The 19773-nt window shown below is 63.0% G+C and carries 18 protein-coding genes and 3 tRNA genes; 9 read left to right on the top strand and 12 right to left on the bottom strand.

Annotated elements, in window-relative coordinates; genetic code table 11:
* The first annotated feature begins 83 nt into the window (after positions 1–83).
* Positions 84–160, top strand: a tRNA-Ile gene (locus tag ACQUSY_RS11110).
* Between the two features lie 117 nt (positions 161–277).
* Here ACQUSY_RS11110 and ACQUSY_RS11115 read toward each other — a convergent pair.
* Complete coding sequence (locus tag ACQUSY_RS11115; RefSeq protein ID WP_428904549.1) at positions 278–4087, bottom strand: phosphodiester glycosidase family protein; 3810 nt, start codon at positions 4085–4087, stop codon at positions 278–280.
* 225 nt (positions 4088–4312) lie between these two features.
* Here ACQUSY_RS11115 and ACQUSY_RS11120 point away from each other — a divergent pair.
* Positions 4313–4385, top strand: a tRNA-Ala gene (locus tag ACQUSY_RS11120).
* A gap of 65 nt (positions 4386–4450) precedes the next feature.
* Here the strand turns inward: ACQUSY_RS11120 and ACQUSY_RS11125 are convergent.
* Positions 4451–4984, bottom strand: coding sequence for a CGNR zinc finger domain-containing protein (locus ACQUSY_RS11125; RefSeq protein ID WP_428904550.1), 534 nt, complete (start codon positions 4982–4984; stop codon positions 4451–4453).
* Positions 4985–5274: 290 nt separating this feature from the next.
* Between ACQUSY_RS11125 and ACQUSY_RS11130 the strand changes: the two genes are divergently transcribed.
* The gene (locus tag ACQUSY_RS11130) at positions 5275–5694 is read left to right on the top strand and encodes an NUDIX hydrolase (protein ID WP_428904551.1); all 420 of its coding nucleotides are present in this window, start codon (positions 5275–5277) and stop codon (positions 5692–5694) included.
* 68 nt (positions 5695–5762) lie between these two features.
* Here the strand turns inward: ACQUSY_RS11130 and ACQUSY_RS11135 are convergent, their stop codons facing one another.
* Together ACQUSY_RS11135 and ACQUSY_RS11140 are read right to left on the bottom strand one after the other, a co-directional pair.
* Entirely contained in the window at positions 5763–6236 is a 474-nt protein-coding gene (locus tag ACQUSY_RS11135; RefSeq protein ID WP_428904552.1) for an aminoacyl-tRNA deacylase, read from the bottom strand.
* A complete protein-coding gene (locus tag ACQUSY_RS11140; RefSeq protein ID WP_428904553.1) occupies positions 6233–6751 on the bottom strand; it encodes a DNA helicase in 519 nt (172 codons plus the stop codon). The genes ACQUSY_RS11135 and ACQUSY_RS11140 overlap by 4 nt, the downstream gene beginning before the upstream one ends.
* A 114-nt stretch (positions 6752–6865) precedes the next feature.
* On the opposite strand from ACQUSY_RS11140, the gene ACQUSY_RS11145 reads away from it, so the two are divergent.
* Together ACQUSY_RS11145 and ACQUSY_RS11150 are read left to right on the top strand one after the other, a co-directional pair.
* Positions 6866–7423: a peptidylprolyl isomerase gene (locus ACQUSY_RS11145; RefSeq protein ID WP_428904554.1), complete on the top strand. Its 558-nt coding sequence runs from the start codon at positions 6866–6868 to the stop codon at positions 7421–7423.
* A 154-nt stretch (positions 7424–7577) separates the two neighbouring features.
* Positions 7578–8297 carry a rhomboid family intramembrane serine protease gene (locus ACQUSY_RS11150; protein ID WP_428904555.1) on the top strand — a complete coding sequence of 240 codons (720 nt, stop codon included), beginning with the start codon at positions 7578–7580 and terminating at the stop codon, positions 8295–8297.
* Positions 8298–8415: 118 nt separating this feature from the next.
* On the opposite strand, the gene ACQUSY_RS11155 is transcribed toward ACQUSY_RS11150, so the two are convergent.
* Positions 8416–8649 (bottom strand): cell division protein CrgA, encoded by a 234-nt coding sequence (locus ACQUSY_RS11155; RefSeq protein WP_428904556.1) that lies wholly within the window; start codon positions 8647–8649, stop codon positions 8416–8418.
* 55 nt (positions 8650–8704) lie between these two features.
* On the opposite strand from ACQUSY_RS11155, the gene ACQUSY_RS11160 reads away from it, so the two are divergent.
* Genes ACQUSY_RS11160 through ACQUSY_RS11170 form a run of 3 tightly spaced genes read left to right on the top strand, consistent with a single transcriptional unit; the run spans position 8705 to position 10289 of the window.
* The gene (locus ACQUSY_RS11160) at positions 8705–9493 is read left to right on the top strand and encodes a class E sortase (RefSeq protein WP_428904557.1); all 789 of its coding nucleotides are present in this window, start codon (positions 8705–8707) and stop codon (positions 9491–9493) included.
* Between the two features lies 1 nt (position 9494).
* Positions 9495–9650, top strand: coding sequence for a hypothetical protein (locus ACQUSY_RS11165; RefSeq protein ID WP_428904558.1), 156 nt, complete (start codon positions 9495–9497; stop codon positions 9648–9650).
* Positions 9651–9656: 6 nt separating this feature from the next.
* On the top strand, positions 9657–10289 hold the full coding sequence (locus ACQUSY_RS11170; RefSeq protein ID WP_428904559.1) for an anthranilate synthase component II: 633 nt from the start codon (positions 9657–9659) through the stop codon (positions 10287–10289).
* Between the two features lie 25 nt (positions 10290–10314).
* Here ACQUSY_RS11170 and pknB read toward each other — a convergent pair whose 3' ends face one another.
* The 7 genes from pknB to ACQUSY_RS11205 are packed head-to-tail and all read right to left on the bottom strand — an operon-like array spanning position 10315 to position 19159.
* Positions 10315–12024 carry a Stk1 family PASTA domain-containing Ser/Thr kinase gene (gene pknB / locus ACQUSY_RS11175; protein ID WP_428904560.1) on the bottom strand — a complete coding sequence of 570 codons (1710 nt, stop codon included), beginning with the start codon at positions 12022–12024 and terminating at the stop codon, positions 10315–10317.
* A 29-nt stretch (positions 12025–12053) separates the two neighbouring features.
* The gene (locus ACQUSY_RS11180; protein ID WP_428904561.1) at positions 12054–13859 is read right to left on the bottom strand and encodes a protein kinase domain-containing protein; all 1806 of its coding nucleotides are present in this window, start codon (positions 13857–13859) and stop codon (positions 12054–12056) included.
* Positions 13856–15313 (bottom strand): peptidoglycan D,D-transpeptidase FtsI family protein, encoded by a 1458-nt coding sequence (locus ACQUSY_RS11185; RefSeq protein WP_428904562.1) that lies wholly within the window; start codon positions 15311–15313, stop codon positions 13856–13858. Before ACQUSY_RS11185 ends, ACQUSY_RS11180 begins: the two co-directional genes overlap by 4 nt.
* The gene (locus ACQUSY_RS11190; protein ID WP_428904566.1) at positions 15310–16635 is read right to left on the bottom strand and encodes an FtsW/RodA/SpoVE family cell cycle protein; all 1326 of its coding nucleotides are present in this window, start codon (positions 16633–16635) and stop codon (positions 15310–15312) included. Before ACQUSY_RS11190 ends, ACQUSY_RS11185 begins: the two co-directional genes overlap by 4 nt.
* A 56-nt stretch (positions 16636–16691) precedes the next feature.
* Positions 16692–17927, bottom strand: coding sequence for a Stp1/IreP family PP2C-type Ser/Thr phosphatase (locus ACQUSY_RS11195; RefSeq protein ID WP_428904563.1), 1236 nt, complete (start codon positions 17925–17927; stop codon positions 16692–16694).
* Between the two features lie 3 nt (positions 17928–17930).
* Positions 17931–18428, bottom strand: a complete 498-nt coding sequence (locus ACQUSY_RS11200) for an FHA domain-containing protein FhaB/FipA (protein ID WP_428904564.1) — start codon at positions 18426–18428, stop codon at positions 17931–17933.
* Positions 18425–19159: an FHA domain-containing protein gene (locus tag ACQUSY_RS11205; protein WP_428904565.1), complete on the bottom strand. Its 735-nt coding sequence runs from the start codon at positions 19157–19159 to the stop codon at positions 18425–18427. The genes ACQUSY_RS11200 and ACQUSY_RS11205 overlap by 4 nt, the downstream gene beginning before the upstream one ends.
* 297 nt (positions 19160–19456) lie before the next feature.
* Between ACQUSY_RS11205 and ACQUSY_RS11210 the strand changes: the two genes are divergently transcribed.
* Positions 19457–19540: transfer RNA gene (locus tag ACQUSY_RS11210), tRNA-Leu, on the top strand.
* Positions 19541–19773 lie beyond the last annotated feature (233 nt).

A 19773-nucleotide genomic window follows, 5' to 3' on the forward strand; every position in this document is an offset into this window, starting at 1 on the left:
TAATTTTCTGGCAGGCTCGTCTCGATTCGCGATTCTCGTTCCGATCGGGTAATCTCGATGAGGTTGCGAACGTAGTTCGAAACGGGGCTATAGCTCAGGTGGTTAGAGCGCTTCACTGATAATGAAGAGGTCCCAGGTTCAAGTCCTGGTAGCCCCACCAACAAGGCCAAGTGATCTTCACTTGGCCTTTTGCGTTGGCTCCGTGCGGGGCCTATGACACGAAACGGGGTCGGGCACCAACTAACTGGTACCCGACCCCGTTTCGTGCCCTGTCGCGTTACTCGACGTTCAGAGTGCGACGCTTACGCCAGAAGGCAATGCCGCCAGCGGCGAGCAGCATGAAGCCGCCCACCACTGCGATCAGCGACGGCGCGGAACCCGTCACGCTCAGATCGTCAGATTCACCGGCACCGGGCTTTGCGGTTCCGTCGCCCGCCGAACCACCGGTTCCTCCGTCACCCGGGTTCTCGCCCTCGCTGGAGCTATTTCCGTCCGAGCCATCGGATGCCCCAGAGTCGGACCCATCACCCGGGTTCTCGCCCTCGCTGGAGCTATTTCCGTCCGAGCCATCGGATGCCCCAGAGTCGGACCCATCACCCGGGTTCTCGCCCTCGCTGGAGCCATTTCCGTCCGAGCCATCGGATCCCCCAGAGTCCGAACCACCGGTCACGGAGAACGTGCGCGTTTCGGTTACGCCGTTGATAGTGAGAGATACCGACGCCTCACCGGCGGTGAGTGCGGTGAATACGTGGGTTTGCGGATCGATGACGGCGATGGCGTCAGCAGGAGCATTCGCAACCGCGCCAACGAAGACGCCCTTCGATCCGCTCCAGCTCCAGCTCATTGGCCAGGCAACATCAACGGCGTCATCGCCCGGCTGGGCAATGGTCGGAGTAAACGCGACAGCGTCGCCGGCAGCGAGTTCGGAGTTGGCGTCAGCGAGAGCGATCGAGTCGACGCGCGCCTGTACTTCGGTGCCCAGCCAACTTCCGTCGTCCGCAGCGCGGCTTGATGCCGCTTGCTTCCACAGGCCATCCCCCGGGTCGATACCCAGCATCGTCCAACCGGTGAACTCGCCGAACGGCGAGCCCGCCGGCCCCTTGCCCGAGTTTCCGTTGACAAGATACGAAATGCCGTCCTCACGGGTGGCGTGGAAGACACCAACGTGAGAACCCATGAAGGCGATCGACTTTCCGCTTGTTTCGCGGAAGGTTTCCATCCAATCGCGCAGCAGCGCGGCATCGAGACGGTTCGAGAGCTGGCTCGACTTGGTCGCGAGCGGGTCATCCAGCGGGTGGTGCTGGAAAACGATCACGCCGGTCGTCGATGCATCTGCCGTGGCATCCGCCAGCGCGCTCTGCAGCATCTCCAGCTGCGCAGGCTTGCCGAACAGAGCACCGGTCGACGAATCAAGCATCACAATCTTCGTGCCCTGCACGTCGATGGTCTGGAAGTTCGAGCCGAACGCCGACTGGAAGTTTTCCAGCGCGCCACCCATGATTTCGTGGTTTCCCGGCACGTAGTAGTACGGGAAGTCGGTGCCGGCAAGCTCCTCATCCAGAACGCGCTTGGCAAGCTCGAAATCCTCTGGCGATGCTTCGTCAACCAGGTCACCATTAATCACGAGGAGGTCAGGATCGGCGGCAACGATCTCCTGCAGTGCGCGTCGCGCACCGGCAACGAGGTCGCTGTCGGGGTTGCGCGCGACGAACTGTGCGTCGCTCATCACGGCGATACGCAGGGGTGCCGCATCCGTCGCGCCGTCAGCCACGATGACCGGGTCTTCGACGATCGTCGGCGTTGGCATCTCCACGTCGGGCGCAACAGCAACCGCCAGCGAACTGATCGTGATCTCGCCGGAATATGATCGCGCAGCACCCGTCTCCATGAGACGGAACCGCTGGAACGTGAGCGGGTATGTCACGCCCGCGGGAACATCGAACTCGGCACGCTGCCACCCTTCCCACGTGATGTGCGGCCCATCGAGGTTTGCGGTCGCGCCGCTGCCCTGCTTGAACTGCAAGCGCGGCCAGCCGCCCTGACCGTCACCGTAGATCCACATCGTGAGCTTTTGCGGTTGGCCGGGCAACTCAATGCCGGTGCCGGGGGCAATGGCGTATTGGCCACGCGTCGCCGTGGACTGCGTGAAGTCGTACGTCAGTGTGAGGCCGTTGTCGCCATCGTGGCCAGGGGCCGGAACCACGGAACCACCGGGTGCACGGTCGTTGCCCGACTTCCAGTCGGCCGCGTCATCGAGCTCAGTGAAGAGCATCTCGTTCAAACCCACCGTGATCGGAACCACGACGCTCTGACCGGCAACACTAAAGGTCACAGCAGAACTCCCGAGCTCACCAATCGCGGTGACGTCGAAACTACCGTCGGCGGAGGGTGTGAATGACAGGAGGCTCTCGTCAGCACCGGTTACGGTGATGTCGGCCGGGTCGATGGGCGCCTGGTATCCGTTGGCATCGTGGCCAATGATCGACAGCGTACGCACATCGTCTTTACCTTTGAACGAGATCAGCGTGCTCGATGCTGAAATGCGTTCCAGGTCGCCGAGAACCGATACCGCTAGCTCACCCACTGCACCGTCAACGTTGGCAGCAATCGTGTCGGTTCCGGGGGTCACACCGGTGATAACAGCCGTCGCGTCGCCCGTGCTCGTCACCGAAACAGAACCGCTCGTCGACGCCCACGACAGTGCGCCGTTCGTGGCGACCCCGCCGTTCTCCGTGACGCCAACACCAGAGATCGTGCGAGTGAGGCCGGGGAAGACACGAACGGCATCGCCCAGCTCGATCGTGGTGCGCACGTCAACCCACGCGGGGTCGAGGGAGCCTTCGGTGCGCAAGAAGATTCCCAGGCCGTTGGCGTCTTGGCGCTCGTTGCCGTCTGACGGCGAGTTGAGGATTGATGCGGTGGCATCACCAGGCTGTCGCGCATTCATTTGCGAAGAGCCACCACCGTCGAGGTTGATGGCATCCCAAGCACCGAGATCGACCATGAGTTCGCCGAGCTCCGGAACCGTGAGGCCGGCGGCTTGTGATTGGCGGCCGTCGGCCACCACGAAGTAGGCGGTGCGGCCGTCTTCAGAGAAACCGACGCCGGTGCGCGGGTGACGCGCGCTCATCAGGTCGCTCGTGGCGGAGGCAACCACACCGTCGGTAAGCATGATGGGATCGCTGCCACCGTGTCCGCCGATGCCGGCTACGAGGTCGGCAGCCTCGTCATTGAGCTGGTAGTCAACGCTCACAGCGTCACCGATCGACAGCGCACGAAGCGCGTCGGCAACCGGGCCGTTCTGTGCCACGAGTGCCTGTTCGCCGTCTGCCAACTGGTCTGATCCGGGCGACGCAGAGATGCGCGCAACGCGACCATCGGTTCCGATGATCACTTCGGTTCCGCTCTTCCCGGCCGGAATACTGCGGGCACGACTCGCGGTACCCCAGTGGCTGTTGTAGACGATGACCGATGCGGCGTCGCCACCCACACGGTTGATACCGGCAAGCTGCAGTGTGCCGTTCGGCGTCGTTACCGCACCTTCAAGCATGACCTGCACGACAGCTCCGAGGCCATCAGCGGTGAATCCGGCGGTGGCGTTGCGGCCTGAATCTGGCGATTTGATGAGCCCGCTCTGGCGCGTGATTGCGGTGCCGAGCGGAGCAGAAGAATTGTTGATGTCGAAGAAGTCGCCGTTGACGCCAGCGATGGCGCCGGAACCATTAACAAATTCGGTGACAGTGCCCGGCTTTGTGAGGGCGTCGTTGCCGATGTAGTCGACCTCAAGGTTCGAGTCGGCGAGCTGCACCCGCAAAACCTGCAGTTGTTGGCGCCCATCGGTTCCGATGCGCTCGAACTCGACCTGGTCGAGACCGGGGGAGAGCTCGGTGTGGGTGACATCGTTGACGATGTAGGCGCCGTCGTCGTCAAGCACCATGCCGTCGATAATGGTGGGATCGTTGTAGGCCGAAGCAGCGGGGGAGCACAGCGGCATCAGCGTGGCGACGAGGGCGATCGCGCCAGCTGACCCGAGAATGGTGCGCCACCGTCGTGGCGGCGCGGAAGGAGACGTCAGAACAGTAGTCATGGCTTTCCTGGTTCGGGGGTAGGGAACCTGACTATCCTTGAGACATCGGATGAATGCGGCGTCACGGCAGGGTTAACGCCGTGCCAACGACCCCCGGTCAGGTGGAGTTCTGCGAGTCTGCCTGCTGCGCAGCGACACTCCCGCGCCGCGTTCGATTTGCAGATTCGAAACGGCGCAGATAAAGTAAATGAGTCCGGTTGAGAAACCGGGTTGAAAACAAAATACGGGGCCTTAACTCAGTTGGTAGAGTGCCTGCTTTGCAAGCAGGATGTCAGGAGTTCGAATCTCCTAGGCTCCACGAAAAACCCGGGCTCCACCCCGGGTTTTTTGCTTTTCTGGGGCAAGGTCTCACCCACGTCAGGATCACGCTTTTCGCGCGGCGCGTGCTCGATGGCGCCGCACGGCGGCACGATTCGCGCACCGCACCGAACAGTAGCGTTGCCGGCCATTGCGGGTGACATCGACCACCACAGCCCGGCAGGTGTCGTCGGCCTCGCAGCGACGCAGCCGCTGCATGCCGCGTGTGGTCAGATGCAGGGCGGTGCCCACGCTGATGACCGCGGCCAGCACCTGCGGCAATGACCGCGCGTCGTCGTCGCGGTAGTGCAGATGCCACCCTTCGTCGTCGTGGTTGGTGAGCCTCGGGTATGCGGTGGCGCGCGCCATCTGCTCGTTCAAAAGGTCAGCGCGAGTTCGATCATCGGCAGCGTCGACAACCGTCAACCATTCATCGATAAGCTCCCGCACTGCTGCGTGATCGTTGTGCCCCGGTTCAAACTCGACCGTCATACCCGCTTCGCGCGTTTGCGCCACGATGTCTTCCCGGGTCTCGGGCCACGCATTGGCGAGCGAGGCGGCTAACAAGACCGCGTACTCGCCGTAAGGGTTGAGATGCATAAGGGCATTACATCACGGTGGAACCATGAGCGAAACCACAGAGATCCGTGAGCCTCAGAAGGCGTCACCAACCACACACGCGCACGCATGGCGCCACCGTTCGCGTCACTTCACCTCGACAGGGTGGGTCATGTACGTTCGCTGTGCCGGCTGCGGCGCGAACGCGGTCAGCCTGCAGCCATTCGCCCCAACCGTCGTCTGGGGCGACGAGGAGCGCGGCGTGATTCTATGACACAGGCCATCGGACGAAGCAGTATGCGCGTCCTCGCGAACAGTGCCAAGATGTACGAATGGATTTGCGCGTCGCGGCGTATGCCGTCATTCAGGATGACCTTGGTCGTGTGCTGTTGAGTCACTGGACCGGCGGGCCTGCCTGGTCAATGCCCGGCGGCGGCATGGATCCCGGCGAGCACCCCATCGAGACCGCTATCCGCGAAGTGCGCGAAGAGACCGGCTACGACGTTGAGATCGGCGACCTGCTCGGGGTGGACTCGATGGTCATTCCCGCCACGAGACGACTCGCTGAGGGCCGTGACGTGCCGATGCAAGCCCTGCGCATCGTGTACCGGGCCACGATCACCGGCGGCACCCTCACAAACGAAATCGATGGTTCCAGCGACCGCGCCGACTGGTTCGATCTCGACAACATTCCATCGCAGCGCGTCAGCCTCGTCGAATACGCACTCCGCACCGCGCGTCTCTGGCGTTAGAAACGGCGAGCGGAACCACGAGTGCGCTGAGAGCGCCGGAACCACGGGCTGCGCCACTGAGAGAAGCGCTAGTCGATCGGCTTTGAAATATCCGCGACGACGGCGTTGTAGGCGGCGATGAGGTCATCAGCGTCGACAAACAGGCTGTAGCCGTGCGCGCCGGCGCCCATCGCGATGCGTCGGCCAACGATCGATTCGTCAGCGTAGATCGGCCATGCCGTTGTTGAGCCAATCGGCACAATGGTTCCGCGCTCGTACCCGGTGGCGGCGAGTGCCGCGGCGGCATCGGGTAGCTGCAGCTTGTTGACGCCGACAAGGGCGCGCAGTTTCGGCCAGGAGATGGCCTTGTCGCCCCGAACCAGGGCGAACAGATACGTATCGTCAGAGCGCTTCACGACGAGCGTCTTGATGATGTCGGCCGGTTGCAGTCCGAGCAGCTCGGCCGCCTCGTTCAGGCTGTTGGCAGCCGGCCGCTCCTGCACATGAACGTTGAGGCCGCGCTCACGCGCAGCCTCAACGACATGGTCAGTGAGATTGATCACGCCTCAGGAGCTGCCAGCGGGTCATCTGCGACCCAGAGCTCGTCGTCAGCGCGCAGCGTCTGCCAGGCGGCGTACAGCACGCCGATGGCAGCACCAACGCCGAGGATGATCGCGATGACGCTACCAGCGCTCGTGCCCTTCTTCGGTGCCGGGGCGGGTGCCGAAGCGAGCGTGAAAACGGGGCCACCGCTCGATACGCGCTCGCGCGTCGTCTTTGCTGCGTCCCAAGCCGAGATCGCGGTGCCAACAACGCCGCCCACGACGGGCACAACGCGCTTGTCGAGGAAAGTCTTCGACGCATTGACACCACGGTTGACGTAGGGCGCGACGCGCTCTTCGTACTCGTGCTGCACGGTCGGAACCACCTGCTCGCGACCGTAGTGGCCGAGCTGGCGACCAGCCTCACGAGCAACATTCGCTGCGTCCCCGAGCAGTACCTGCTGCGAAGCCCACAACTGGTTGGCTGACTGCTGAAGCTTCTTCAGTTCTTTCTTGCGCTTTCGAGTGATGTTCACGCGAAGCCCTCCCTACCTGTGAGTTCGACTCCATCTTGTCACGTTGCCCCCTCGACAGCGCAAGAGATTGTCGGTCACTGCCGACTTCTCAGCGAACTCTGCGAGAATTAAACCATGGCTCTTCACAGCGCAGTAGCGACAATTCACACCAACCACGGCGACATCGTGGTCAACCTTTTCGGCGACCACGCCCCCAAGACCGTTGCCAACTTTGTTGGCCTGGCTGACGGTTCGAAGGAGTGGACTGACCCCCGCACCGGTAAGCCGGGCGAGGGCGCCCTCTACAAGGACGTCATCTTCCACCGCATCATCCCGAACTTCATGATTCAGGGTGGCGACCCCCTCGGCCAGGGCATTGGTGGCCCGGGCTACAACTTCAACGATGAGATCCACCCGGAGCTCACGTTCGCAAACCCCTACCTGCTCGCGATGGCCAACGCTGGCCTGCGCCGCAACGCCCTGACCGGCGCTGTTGAGGGCACGAACGGTTCGCAGTTCTTCATCACGACCGACCCGACGCCGTGGCTCACCGGCAAGCACACCATCTTCGGTGAAGTTGCTGACGACGCATCGCGCGCCGTTGTTGACGCGATTGCCGTGGTTCCGACCGGTGCCAACGACCGTCCGAAGCAGGACGTCGTCATCTCGTCGATCGACGTACAGGCCGTCTAAAGACGTGTCGACGGCCGACTTCTCGCGCAATAGCGACAACTTCTGTTACCGCCACCCTGACCGGGTGAGCTTTGTGATGTGTCAGCGGTGCCTGCGCACCGTGTGCCACGAATGCCAGTCACAGGGCGCCGTTGGCGTTGTGTGCCCGGAGTGCATGAAGCAGCAGAAGGCGACCCGCACCCCGGCGCAGAAGAAGGCCGAACGCCGCTGGCGAGGCGGATCTGTCGCAATGTCACCGGTGTCGTCAAAGACACCGGTGACATTCGGCATCCTCGCCGTCACGATTGTGGCGTACATCGCCGCGCTGCTCATCGGACACAACGACGTCAACACGGCGCTCGGCTACCAGGCCATCTGGATCTACCCGCAGCCGTGGCGCATCCTCACGGTGTCGTTGACGCACGCCGGCCTCTTCCACATCGGCTTCAACATGCTCGCGTTGTGGATGATCGGGCGCACCCTCGAACCCGTTATTGGGCCGTGGCGCTTCCTCGCGCTGTACGTGATCTCCACGATTGGTGGTGGCGCCGCCGTCTCTCTGCTCGCGCCCGGCTCATTCGTGGTGGGCGCTTCGGGTGCCATCTTCGGCCTGATGGGTGCGCTCGTGGTTATCGCCCGCCGACTCGGCAGCGACATCACGAGCATGCTCGTCGTCCTCGGCGTGAACTTTGTCTACGGGCTTATTGTCGGTGGCATCTCGTGGCAGGCCCACCTCGGTGGCGTGATTGCCGGTGCGATCGTCGGCCTCATCTACTACAGCACCAGAAAGCGCTCGCAACGCGTTCTGCAGATCATTCTGCTGATCGTCACCACGGTGGTGTTGGTCGGCGTCGCCTACATTCCCGCACTGAGGTTCGTTTCGGCGTTCAGCTGAGCGGAACCATGGTGCAGCTTTTTCGTCTTGAAACCGGATTCATCCACACGTTATCCACAGATGGGGATGAATTACACCGATGTTATTCACCGCTGTTAACAGAAGCTGTGGAGAACTCTTAGCGCCAGCGCATCGTCATGAGGAAGCCGATGAACGCGATGCCGAAGCCAATCACGATGTTCCAGCCGCCAATGCCGGGAATCGGGAAGGTGGAGCCGGAGAGGTAGAAGACGATGACCCAGACGAGTCCGAGCAGCAGGAAGCCGACCATGACGGGCTTGAACCACACCGGGTTCGGTGCCGCATCGTAGTTCGCGGGATCGACGTCATCGTTTTTGGAAGCACGTGCCATAAGGCACATCCTATCCAGTCAACCACTCCACAACCACGTCTTGTACACTCAGCGTGTGAGCGAGCCGCACCCGAACCGCAAGACGAGGCGCCGTAAAGGGCGTCGTCGCACGACGGTGACGAGCGTGCTCGGCGAGCTGATGCTGACCGCCGGCGTCGTGGTGCTCATGTTTGTTTCGTGGCAAATGTGGGTCGGCGACATGATTCAGGGCCAGCAGAGCAACCAGCTCGGCGCGGCCACCGTCGAAGAGTGGGCTGATCTGCCTGACGACGCCGTCGCGCCACCCAAGCTGGTGTTGCCCGACGATGGCGCTCCGGCCTACTACGAACCACCGGTGATGACGCCTCCGGGCTCGGGTGAGCTGTTTGCTGCGCTGCGCATTCCGCGTCTCGGCGACAACTACAACTGGCAACTGCGCGGCGGCGTGGAGACGTGGGAGAGTCTCAATATCAACGCCATCGGCCACTACCCGACGACACAGATGCCCGGCGATGTTGGTAACTTTGCCGTTGCCGGTCACCGCGGTAGCCACGGTGGGGCCTTCATGAACCTGCCCGGTATGCGCGCTGGCGACGCGGTGGTCGTTGAAACGCAAGACGGTTGGTACACGTACCGCTTCCGTAACCTCGAGTATGTGGTGCCCTCGGCCGGGGAAGTTCTCGCTCCGGTGCCCCACGAGGCTGACCGCGTGGGCATTGGCCAGTACCTCACGATGACGACATGCTCGCCCCGCTACGGTTGGGACGAGCGTGCCATTGGGTACGCCGAGTTCGAGTACTTCACGCCGCGCTCGGTCGGTGAGCCGGCTTCCCTTGATCCTGTGACCGTGGCGGTGGGTTTCTAATATGTACGCAGCACTGTGGCGCGCGCTTCCGGGCCCCGCAATCATCCGCATCTTGATTCTGCTGATCGGCGCGGCCGCTATCGTTTACGGCCTGTACTACTTTGTGTTTCCCTGGGTTGCCGAAATGATTCCGCAGCCCGACAGTACCGTCGAATAGCGTCGCGTGTCGCGCATTCTCGTCGTTGATAATCACGACAGTTTTGTTCACACCCTCGTGGGGTATTTGCGCCAACTCGGTGCCGACGTCACACTCGTCGAAGCCGATGCCCTAGATCCGGCGACGGTGGCCACTGAGGTCGCGACGTGGGATGGCGTGATGATTTCACCCGGACCCGGAACCCCGGAGCACGCGGGCGCATCGGTTGCGGTGGTCTCGGCGTGCGCTGTTACCCGCACCCCGCTGATCGGGGTCTGCTTGGGCCACCAGGCGATTGCCGTCGCGTACGGCGCCACCGTGACGCACGCGCCCGAACTCAAACACGGCATGGTGTCGCCCATCACCCACGATGGCGCCAGCGTATTCGCCGGCCTACCCTCGCCGCTCAACGTCGGCCGCTACCACTCCCTCGCGATCGCACCCGAGACGCTGCCCGCTGACCTGCTGATCACGGCGACCACACACTCTGGCGTCATCATGGCGATTCGTCACCGCACGCTGCCGATTCACGGCGTGCAGTTTCATCCCGAAAGCGTGCTCACCGAGCACGGCTACGACATGCTCGCAACGTGGCTCGCAGAAACAGGTTTGCCCGAGGCACCACAGCGGGCACAAACGTTGTCACCGCTGGGTGCTTAGCCACCCAGCCTCGTCACAGAGCTGACTATCCGAGACCCTCGGGAATCGTGGTTCCGACGCACACGTGCAGTTGCACGGTCGACCCAATCGGCACATCGCCGACCTGATCTTGGCTCTTCACCTTGGGAACGTCTTCAACCGTGCACTCGATGTCGGCGAGTACCTGAACCACGAGCTTGAGCGTCGGGCCCTGCAATTCGTCAACGGCCGACGTGAGCGTAAACGTCGGTGCGTAGTTCTTGACGGTGACCTTGCCGGTCGCGATTTCAAGGTTGACGACCGTGCCCGGCTCGACCTCTTCACCCGTTGCGGGGCTCGATGAAATGACGGTGCCGGCCGCCAAATCAGGGTTGTTGACACGCTTGATTGAGCCGTAGTCGAGCCCGGCCTTCGCGAGGGCCTCCTTAGCTGTTTCTTCAGCCAGATCGACGAGCGTCGGCACCGTGACCGTTGAGGCGCCGGAAGATACGTAGACCGTGATCGTTTCGCCCTTGGCGACCGTCAACCCCGCCTCCGGAACGGTGCGCACGACGTCACCCTCATCGACGCTCGAGCTCGACTCGTCGGGGCCACGAGAGGCAACCAGGTCAAGCTCGTCGAGTGCTGCTACGGCCTCGTCATACGTCATGTTCGCGAGAGACGGCACTTCGCGAGAATTCTCTGACATACCGTCCACCGACTTAAACGACATCGCCCAAATCAACACTGACACAAGCAGCACCGAGATGACGGCGACGGTTGCCCAAATCCAGGCAACAGGCGGACCCTGTTGGGTGCGCGTGGTGCCGGTGTCTGACGACATTTGGCGCAGGCTCCGCGCCGTCTCAGCCGCTGCTCGGGGGTTGGCGCCGTACAGGTCGTTCGTCAGCTGGTCGAGCTGGCGCTGCGACGGAACCTTGCCTGCCGCCGTGCCGACAAGTGCGGTACGGAAGGTGGCCGCGTCGGGATACCGGCTGAACGGGTCTTTCGCCATGGCACGCAACACGACCGCGTCGAGTGAACGCGGAATGTGGTGGTCGATCTGGCTGGGCGGTACCGGCGTCTCGGAGACGTGCTGGTAAGCGACGGCCACGGGTGAGTCACCACGGAACGGCTGGCGGCCCGCGAGCATTTCGTACAGCACAACACCGGTGGAGTACAGGTCGGTTCGGGCATCGACCGGCTCACCCTTCGCCTGTTCCGGGGAGAAGTAGGCGGCGGTGCCCAGAATCGATGTCGTCTCTGCCACCGTCGACGACGAGTCAGAAACGGCGCGGGCGATACCGAAGTCCATCACCTTGACTCGACGGTCGGCGGTGATCATGATGTTGCCGGGCTTGATGTCGCGGTGAATTACACCGGCGCGGTGAGAGTACTCCAGCGCCTCAAGAATGCCGGAGACGTAGTGCACGGCGTCATCGGGCGTGGGCCCCGCCTCGGCGATGATCTCTTTGAGGGTGCGGCCGCGCACCAGCTCCATGACGATGAACGGCGTTACGGAGCCGTCAGTGACATCTTCACCGGCGTCGTAGACACGCACGATCGAGGGGTGCGACATGCGCGACGCTGCCTGCGCCTCCATGCGAAAGCGCGTACGAAACGTCGCGTCTCGAGAGAGATCTTTGTCGAGAATCTTGATGGCGACGGTGCGACCCAGCTTCTGATCGAAGCCTTCGTACACCGTTGCCATGCCGCCGTGGCCGATGGTTGCGTCGACGCGATAGCGCCCCGCAAGAACACGCGACTGATCGGACACGGCAAACCCCCTACTGCTGTGTCACAACCTTACCCGTTTGGCTCATCCTGAGTCTGACCAGAACCTGTTTCTTCGCCTTCACCTTCACCTTCGGAAGGTGAAGGGCTCGGAGTGGCAGATTCGGACGGCTCGGGCTCCGGTTCGGGCTTCGGGCTGACGAGTACCTGTGCCGTCACCGCGGGAGAGATACGGGGAGCACCATTCTCCAGGCAGACCGCAGACAGAGATGCCGTCAGGCTCGTAATGCCCGCAGGAACCGTAAACTCCTGCGACGTGACATCAAGGCCGAGGTTAGAGAACCGCTGGTCGCCGATCACGAGGTCGAAGCCGGTGTGCGTTCCGGCACCGCAACCCGCGTAGTTGGTGAGCCAACGCACGGTGATGACATCACCTTCGGTGACGCCGGTGGGCGGAACCTCGTTGCCGTCGAGAAGGAAGATGGGGGCGCTCTCGGGTGCGGTGAGATCGCTTTCCTCGGTGTAGACCGTGAGCTGGATTGTCGACGTGATCGCGAGGTTGCCGCCGGGGGCGATCTCGTAAACCGTGCCGACCTCTTCGCCGTTCGGGTTCGAAACGCCGTCGACGCACGAAACGTTCGCGGCGGTGAACTTGTTCTCGACGAGCTTCGCGGTCGCCTCTTCACACGTCATACCGATGAGGCCGAGCTTGTCGACATCCACGAGTGGCGATGCTGTCTTCGTGGGTTTCGGGGTGGGCGTTGACGTCGACGTGTTGGTCGGCGTCGGGTCGGCCTCGCCGCCATTGCCACCCATCATCGATGCGACGGCGATGCCGAGCGCAATGAGCAGCACAGCAATGAGAGCGATGAGCGGCCACAGCCACGGGCTGCGCTTTGAGCGCTCCGAGCGATCCCGTGTTGGGGTCTCGAGAGCCGCCGTCTGCGGCAGCATCTGCGTCGCGGTTCCGCCCAGCAACTGCGTCATTTCGTCAACCGGAGCCGCAGCACCGGCGGTGACACCAGCGATAGCCGGCACGGCAACGGCGGCAGCGGCAACGTCACCGCGAAGCAGTGCGGCGCAGGCACGAGCGACAGCAGCCGACGATGCCGGGCGGTCTTCCGGCTTCTTCGCAATCATCGCCATGACAAGGTTCTGCACGGGTGTTGCCACCGTCGGCGGCAGCGCGGGAGGCGCGTCGTTGATCTGTGCCATCGCAATGGCGACCTGCGATTCACCCGTGAACGGGCGCTTGCCTGCGAGGCACTCGTACGCGACGATGCCGAGCGAGTAGGTGTCGGTTGCGGGAGAAGCCGGGTGGCCCGAGGCCTGCTCGGGCGACAGGTACTGCACCGTACCCATGACCTGACCGGTGGCCGTCAGCGGCACCTGGTCGGCAATACGGGCGATACCGAAGTCGGTGATCTTGACGCGGCCGTCGGGCGTGATCAGGAGGTTACCGGGCTTGATGTCGCGGTGCACGAGACCAGCGGCGTGAGCTGCCTGGAGGGCGGCAGCGGTCTGGCCGATGATGTCGAGCGTCTTGTCGGTCGACAGTGACCCTTCACGCTCCAGGACGGTTGAGAGTGCCTCGCCGGGCACAAGCTCCATCACGAGGAAGGCGCTACCGGCCTCCTCGCCGTAGTCAAAGACACTCGCGATGCCCTCGTGGTTGACGAGCGCAGCGTGACGGGCCTCGGCGCGGAAGCGTTCCAAGAACCCGGGGTCACCCATGTACTCGTCTTTGAGGATCTTGATCGCGACGGTACGCCCGATGACATGATCTGTCGCTTCCCAGACCTCACCCATACCGCCGATAGCAATCCGCGATACGAGCTCGTAACGACCGCCGAAGGTCACACCCTGTGTTGGCCTCATTGGTTTAGCACCGCCTCCATGACCTTTTTCGCGATGGGAGCCGCGATTTCATCCCCTGAACCGGATTGGCCTTGACCGCCGCCGTCTTCTACAACGACTGCAATCGCGATCTCCGGGTTATCTGCCGGCGCAAAGCCGGTAAACCAAAGCGTGTAGGGCCGATCGTCGTTCTCTGCAGTACCGGTTTTTCCGGCCACAGAGATTCCCTCTATTGTTGCACCGCTCGCCGCACCGTTTGCGACATTGGCGACCATCATTGAAACCAATGTTTCGGCGGTCTTTTTGTCGACGGCGCGACCGATCTCGGTGGCTGCCGTCTCTGACTCAACGGTGAGGTCGGGTGCAATGACCCGATCAATCATCGTCGGGGTCATCACGATGCCCTCGTTCGCGATGGCCGCAGAGACCATCGCGACCTGCAGCGGCGTCGCACGGACGTCACTCTGCCCGAAGCCGCTCAGCGCGGTTTGTGCGTCATTGAGCGTCGGCGGGTAGAACGACGGCGTCGACGTGAGCGGCACATCGATGGACTGGTTCCAGCCGAACTTTTCGGCCTGCTCACGAATCGCCTTGTCGCCGAGCTTCACGGCCAGCTCAGCAAACGGCACGTTGCAACTCAGCCGCAGCGCATCCGCAATCGTCACCGTCGCACCCGGACCACAGGTTCCGCCCGTCGCATTGCTCACCAGGTGATCTGAACCGGACAGCTGGTACGTCGCGGGGTTCGGCAGCGTCGAGGCCGGGGTGTACTTGCCCGATTCGATGGCAGCGGCAGCGACAACGACCTTGAAAGTGGAACCAGGAGGGTTGAGGTTGCCGGCGATGGCACGGTTGAACAGCGGGTCGCCCTCAGCGTTAAGCAACTCTTGGTAGGCGGCCTCGACGGCGTCTGAGTCGTGCGAAGCGAGCAGGTTCGTGTCGTAGCTCGGGGTGCTCGCCATCGCCAGAATGCGGCCGGTCTTCGGCTCGATCGCGATGACCGCACCCTGGTAGCCCTGCAGGGCATCCCAGGCGGCCTGCTGCGCGACCGGGTCAAGCGACAGCTGAACGGAGGAGCCACGGGGCGCCTGGCCAGACAGAATGCGCTGAATGCGGTCGAAGAACTGGCTGTCGTCGGTTCCGGTGAGCACATCGTTGGCGGCCGACTCAATGCCGGTGGACGACTGAATAACCGGATTCAGGTAGCCCGTGACCGGAGCCCACATTTCGGGGGACTGGTACACGCGCTGGAAGGAGAACACGTCGTCAGACGGCACGCTCGACGCAATGACGCTGCCGTCGGCGAGGATGATGTCGCCGCGCTGTACTTCGTAGCTGTCGTAAAGGGTGCGCTTGTTCTGCGGGTGTGCGGCGAGCTCGTCAGCGGCCATCGCCTGAATCCACGTCGTGGAGGCCAGGAGCGCGAGGAACATCACGAGCATGACGACACTGAGGCGGCGAACTTCTTTCGTCATCCGATCACCACCCGAGGTTGACGGCGTACCGCATCAGACATGCGCAACAGCAGGGCCACGATGATCCAGTTCGCGACAAGGGAAGAACCACCAGCCGCGAGGAACGGCGTGGTGAGACCCGTCAGCGGAATGACGCGCGTGACGCCACCGACCATGATGAACACCTGCAGTGCGAGCGTGAACGCGAGGCCCGTCGCGAGGAGCTTGCCGAAGTCGTCTTGACCGGCGAGGCCGATGCGCAGGCCGCGGCTAACAAAGATCATGTACATCGCGAGAATGGCGAAGACGCCGACGAGGCCGAGTTCTTCGGCGAGCGACGGCAGAATAAAGTCGCTCTGGGGGAGCGGCGTTTCTTGCGGGCGCCCCTGACCCCAGCCCTGGCCGAAGAGTCCGCCGTAGGCCATACCAAACAGGCCGCGCACGAGCTGGTAGCTACCACCATCAGCGTTCATGACATCAGGGTTGAAGGCGTCGAGCCAACTCACGAAGCGCCAGTGCACGTAGGGCAACACTTGCGACGCGAAGAACGCGCCGACGGCGGCGAGCACGACACCGATCAGTACCCAGCTGGTCTTGCCGGTGGCGACGTACAACATCGCGACGAACATGCCGAAGATCAGCAGACCCGTACCGAGGTCGCGCTGCAGCACGATCGTGCCCAGTGACACGAGCCAAATGACAAGGAGAGGGCCGAGCTCACGCGGGCGCGGCCACGTGATGCCGAGAAAACGGTGGCCCGTCGAGACGAGGCTCTCGCGGGTGCGCACGAGGTAGCCGGCGAAGAAAATCGCGAGGCAAATCTTGGCGATTTCACCGGGCTGGAAGCTAAAGAATCCGCCGATGGAGATCCACACGTCGGCGTTGCCGCCACCGTTGAGGAACGGCACGAACGGCAACAGCAGTAGCACGATACCGGCGAGGCCGAACAGGTACGTGTAGCGGAACAGCACGCGGTAGTTCTTGAGGAACACCACGACGGCAATCGCGGCAATGAGCGACAGCACCGTCCACACGACCTGGCGGGTGCCGGTGGCTTCCCATCCTGAGCTCTCCACCGCAATGTCGATGCGGTAGATCATGGTGAGGCCCAGGCCCGTGAGGATGGTGGCGATCGGAACCACGAACGGGTCGGCATCGCGGGCAACGAAGCGCAACAGAATGTGCAGCCCCAGTATCAGCACCGCAATCGGAACCGTGAGCCACAGGAAGTCTGGCTGAATGGTTCCGATCGCCCCCAACTGCACCAACACGATCGCCGTCGCGATGACGACGAACGCGAAAATGATGAGCCTGAGTTCGCGGTTGCGCTGCGTTTGCGGCATGCGAATCTTGCGGAGCGCCTTGAGCACTGCGGTATCGGAGTTCTGCGCCTGAGCGGTCACTTGTTCGCCTCCGCAGATGCGCTGAGGCGATCGACAATCGCCTCAGCGTCGCTCAATGAGCGGGCGCCGAGCGTGGCTTCGACGCGGCTACGGTCAAAGTCGGTGAGGTCGGCGAGCATGATGTTGGTGTCTTCGTACGGCTGCGACAAGCGGAACGGACCGACCGATTGCTGCACGCCCTGGAAAATCACGACCGAGTCTTCATCGGCACCGACGTAGTACAGCGTTTGCGTCCACTGGTAGCCCATATAGAGGCCGCCGGCGATGGCTGCGATGACAAGAATGAAGGCGGTGAGCCAGCCCAGCCGGCGGCGACGCGCACGGCGGCGGTCTTCTTCGATGACCTCTTCGAGAAACTCGGCGGCCGGTTCGAAGTGGCTGGGCTCGTTGGCGGCGGTGCGCACCGGGTGTAGCCAGCTGGTGCGCGGCTTCGCGGCCGGAACCTCGATGCCGATGGGGTTAGCGGCGGAACCAACAATGGTGGGGGTTCCGGAGAACATTTGGTGAGCGCCACCGACATCGACCATGACGATTGTGACGTTGTCGGGGGCGCCGCCATCGAGAGCCTGCTTGAGGAGGATGTCGGCGGTGCGACCCGGTGCATAGCCGTGCGCGAGGGCCTTTTCGGTGTGCGCGTCGTCGACGACGCCGCTGAGACCGTCGGAGCACAGCAACCAGCGGTCTCCCTCCTGCGTCTTCATGACGAAGGTGTCGATCTCCGGGTTGGCATCCATGTCGCCGAGCACGCGCATGAGCACCGACCGGCGCGGGTGGTAGCGCGCCTCTTCGTCGGTGATGCGGCCCGAGTCGACAAGGCGCTGCACGAACGTGTGGTCGGTCGTGATCTGCGTGAGGGCGTGATCACGGAAAAGATAGATTCGGCTGTCGCCGATGTGCGCGATGACGGCGTAGTCATCCACCATCACAATCGCGACGACCGTGGTTCCCATGCCCGCAAGCTCCGGGCGCTTCTTGACCATCTCGATGAGGTCTTGCGCGGCCTGCGTGATGCTTTCGCGGAGGGCAGCTTCGGCTTCGTGCGGTGCCGCGAAGGCGCGGTCGAGGGATTCGAGGCGTGCGATCGCGATGGACGACGCGACGTCACCACCAGCGTGACCACCCATGCCGTCGGCCACCGCAAACAGATTGGCGCCGGCGTACCCGGAGTCTTGGTTGTTGGAGCGGACCTTACCGGTGTGGGAGATCGCGACGCTCGAGCCCTCGAATGCCATGCGTTACTTCCGCAATTCGAAGACGGTGGCGCCCACCTTGACGGGGGCTCCGGCACGGATTGGCGTCGGGTTTGTCACCTTGTCGCCGTCGTGCCACGTGCCGTTGGTGGAGTCGAGGTCTTGAATCATCCACTGCTCGCCCCAGAGAACCAGGCGGGCGTGGTGGCTGGACGTGAAGTCATCGCGAATAACGAGACCCGATTCGCGCGAACGGCCGATCGTGAGCGGTTCGGTGCCGAGGGGAATCTCCAAGCCCGCCTTCGGGCCCGAAGTGATGACGATGCGGCTCACCGTGCTTGTCGTTGCGGCGTCGCCCGCGGGCTTCGGGTGCTCCTTGACAGGTTTGACGGGCTTGACCGGCTTCGGGGTGTCAGCCTCGGGCATCTTGCGCGCGCGCACGCCGAAGAGGTCAGCACGTAGCGAGTAGACGACCGCGAAGATGAAGAACCACAGCAGCACCAAGAATCCGATGCGCAACAGCAAAAGGGTGAGTTCAGTCATGCACCGTACTCCCGTGCGTCGAAGATCCGTGTTGATGCATCCGGCTCACGGCGAGACGGGCGCGACGACTTGGGAATCACCTGGAATGTGATCGTCGTCTCGCCAATAAGAATGCTTTGGCCCGCAGACAGCGGCGTCTTAGTGAATCGCTGGCCGTTGATCTTGGAACCATTGGTCGAGCCCAGGTCGATCGCCATCGCGCGCTCGCCGTCCCACACAATTTCGACGTGCTTGCGGCTCGTGCCGGCATCGGGGACAGTGATGTCACTGTCGCTACCGCGACCAATGACGGTGCGCGCCTTCGTCAGCGGGTGGCGGCGACCGTTGATGTCGACGGCTGCCTGCCAGCTCACGTCGGCAGCCTGCGCCGTCTCTGACTCGACCCTGATGGTTCCGGTCGCCACATTGTCACGCGCGTGCAGCGTGATCGACACGGGGCCGGCAAAGGAATAGCCCTGCTTCTTCGCGTGCACCTGAACGAGTTCGAGTAGTTCGGACTCAAGCGCCGAACCCAGCGACAGCATGCGCTTGTGGTCGGCAGGGTTCAAGAAAACGTCGAGCGTGTTGGGCGCGAGAATGCGCTCGCGGCGGACCACCGCGGCCTGCGTGTCGAGTTCGCGGCGCAGTGCGGAGGCGATTTCCACCGGCTGAATGCCGCTGCGGAAGGTGCGAGCGAAGGCACCATTAACGGCGCGCTCAAGCCCCTTCTCGAAGCTGTCAAGTAATCCCACGGATCTCCTCGGGCATGGTGGATCGGGTCTCAGACCTAACCGACAGAATAGACGCTAACTCTGGACGCACCCGGAAAACGGTGCCCGGATCAGCGAAACTCGTGAATCTTTCGGGGGATTCTCTGTCACCACCCTGCCCCCTTTGAGCGAGCATAGCGAGACAAAACGTGCTGACGGGAGCGGAATGGCTGGGTTGCGGGTGCGGAACCGGGGGTACGCGCCCGGGGGGAGCGGCTGGTTTTTACGTGGCGGGTGTGCGTGATACGCTCGGAAGGTTCCGTTCGAGAAATCGAACACGCGCGAGTGGCGGAATAGGTAGACGCGCTGGCTTCAGGTGCCAGTGCCTGCAAGGGCGTGGGGGTTCAAGTCCCCCTTCGCGCACAGAACAACGTTGAAGGCCCCGGATGAAAATCCGGGGCCTTCAACGTTTTATCGACCAGCCACCAGCCCCGAGGTTCCGCTCTTCGCGGTCACGAAACCCGTGCTTTGGCGGCTCTTCACGAACGAGGGTGTAGTGGGTTGAGCGCGTCGCTGGCTGGGTAGGGGTCGAGGTCTCCCGGAGGATGGAAGTTCTTCACGCTCACCATCCCGAAAGACCTCGACGTGCTCCACCC

This window comes from Microbacterium daqui (assembly GCF_050408675.1).
In the GTDB taxonomy this organism is placed as follows: domain Bacteria; phylum Actinomycetota; class Actinomycetes; order Actinomycetales; family Microbacteriaceae; genus Microbacterium.

What these genes read in the sequence shown, in the direction of transcription:
- ACQUSY_RS11115 (WP_428904549.1), bottom strand. Translation starts at nt 4,087, where the DNA reads ATGACTACTGTTCTGACGTCTCCTTCCGCGCCGCCACGACGGTGGCGC.
- ACQUSY_RS11125 (WP_428904550.1), bottom strand. Translation starts at nt 4,984, where the DNA reads ATGCATCTCAACCCTTACGGCGAGTACGCGGTCTTGTTAGCCGCCTCG.
- ACQUSY_RS11130 (WP_428904551.1), top strand. Translation starts at nt 5,275, where the DNA reads ATGGATTTGCGCGTCGCGGCGTATGCCGTCATTCAGGATGACCTTGGT.
- ACQUSY_RS11145 (WP_428904554.1), top strand. Translation starts at nt 6,866, where the DNA reads ATGGCTCTTCACAGCGCAGTAGCGACAATTCACACCAACCACGGCGAC.
- ACQUSY_RS11150 (WP_428904555.1), top strand. Translation starts at nt 7,578, where the DNA reads ATGAAGCAGCAGAAGGCGACCCGCACCCCGGCGCAGAAGAAGGCCGAA.
- ACQUSY_RS11155 (WP_428904556.1), bottom strand. Translation starts at nt 8,649, where the DNA reads ATGGCACGTGCTTCCAAAAACGATGACGTCGATCCCGCGAACTACGAT.
- ACQUSY_RS11165 (WP_428904558.1), top strand. Translation starts at nt 9,495, where the DNA reads ATGTACGCAGCACTGTGGCGCGCGCTTCCGGGCCCCGCAATCATCCGC.
- ACQUSY_RS11180 (WP_428904561.1), bottom strand. Translation starts at nt 13,859, where the DNA reads ATGAGGCCAACACAGGGTGTGACCTTCGGCGGTCGTTACGAGCTCGTA.
- ACQUSY_RS11185 (WP_428904562.1), bottom strand. Translation starts at nt 15,313, where the DNA reads ATGACGAAAGAAGTTCGCCGCCTCAGTGTCGTCATGCTCGTGATGTTC.
- ACQUSY_RS11190 (WP_428904566.1), bottom strand. Translation starts at nt 16,635, where the DNA reads ATGCCGCAAACGCAGCGCAACCGCGAACTCAGGCTCATCATTTTCGCG.
- ACQUSY_RS11195 (WP_428904563.1), bottom strand. Translation starts at nt 17,927, where the DNA reads ATGGCATTCGAGGGCTCGAGCGTCGCGATCTCCCACACCGGTAAGGTC.
- ACQUSY_RS11200 (WP_428904564.1), bottom strand. Translation starts at nt 18,428, where the DNA reads ATGACTGAACTCACCCTTTTGCTGTTGCGCATCGGATTCTTGGTGCTG.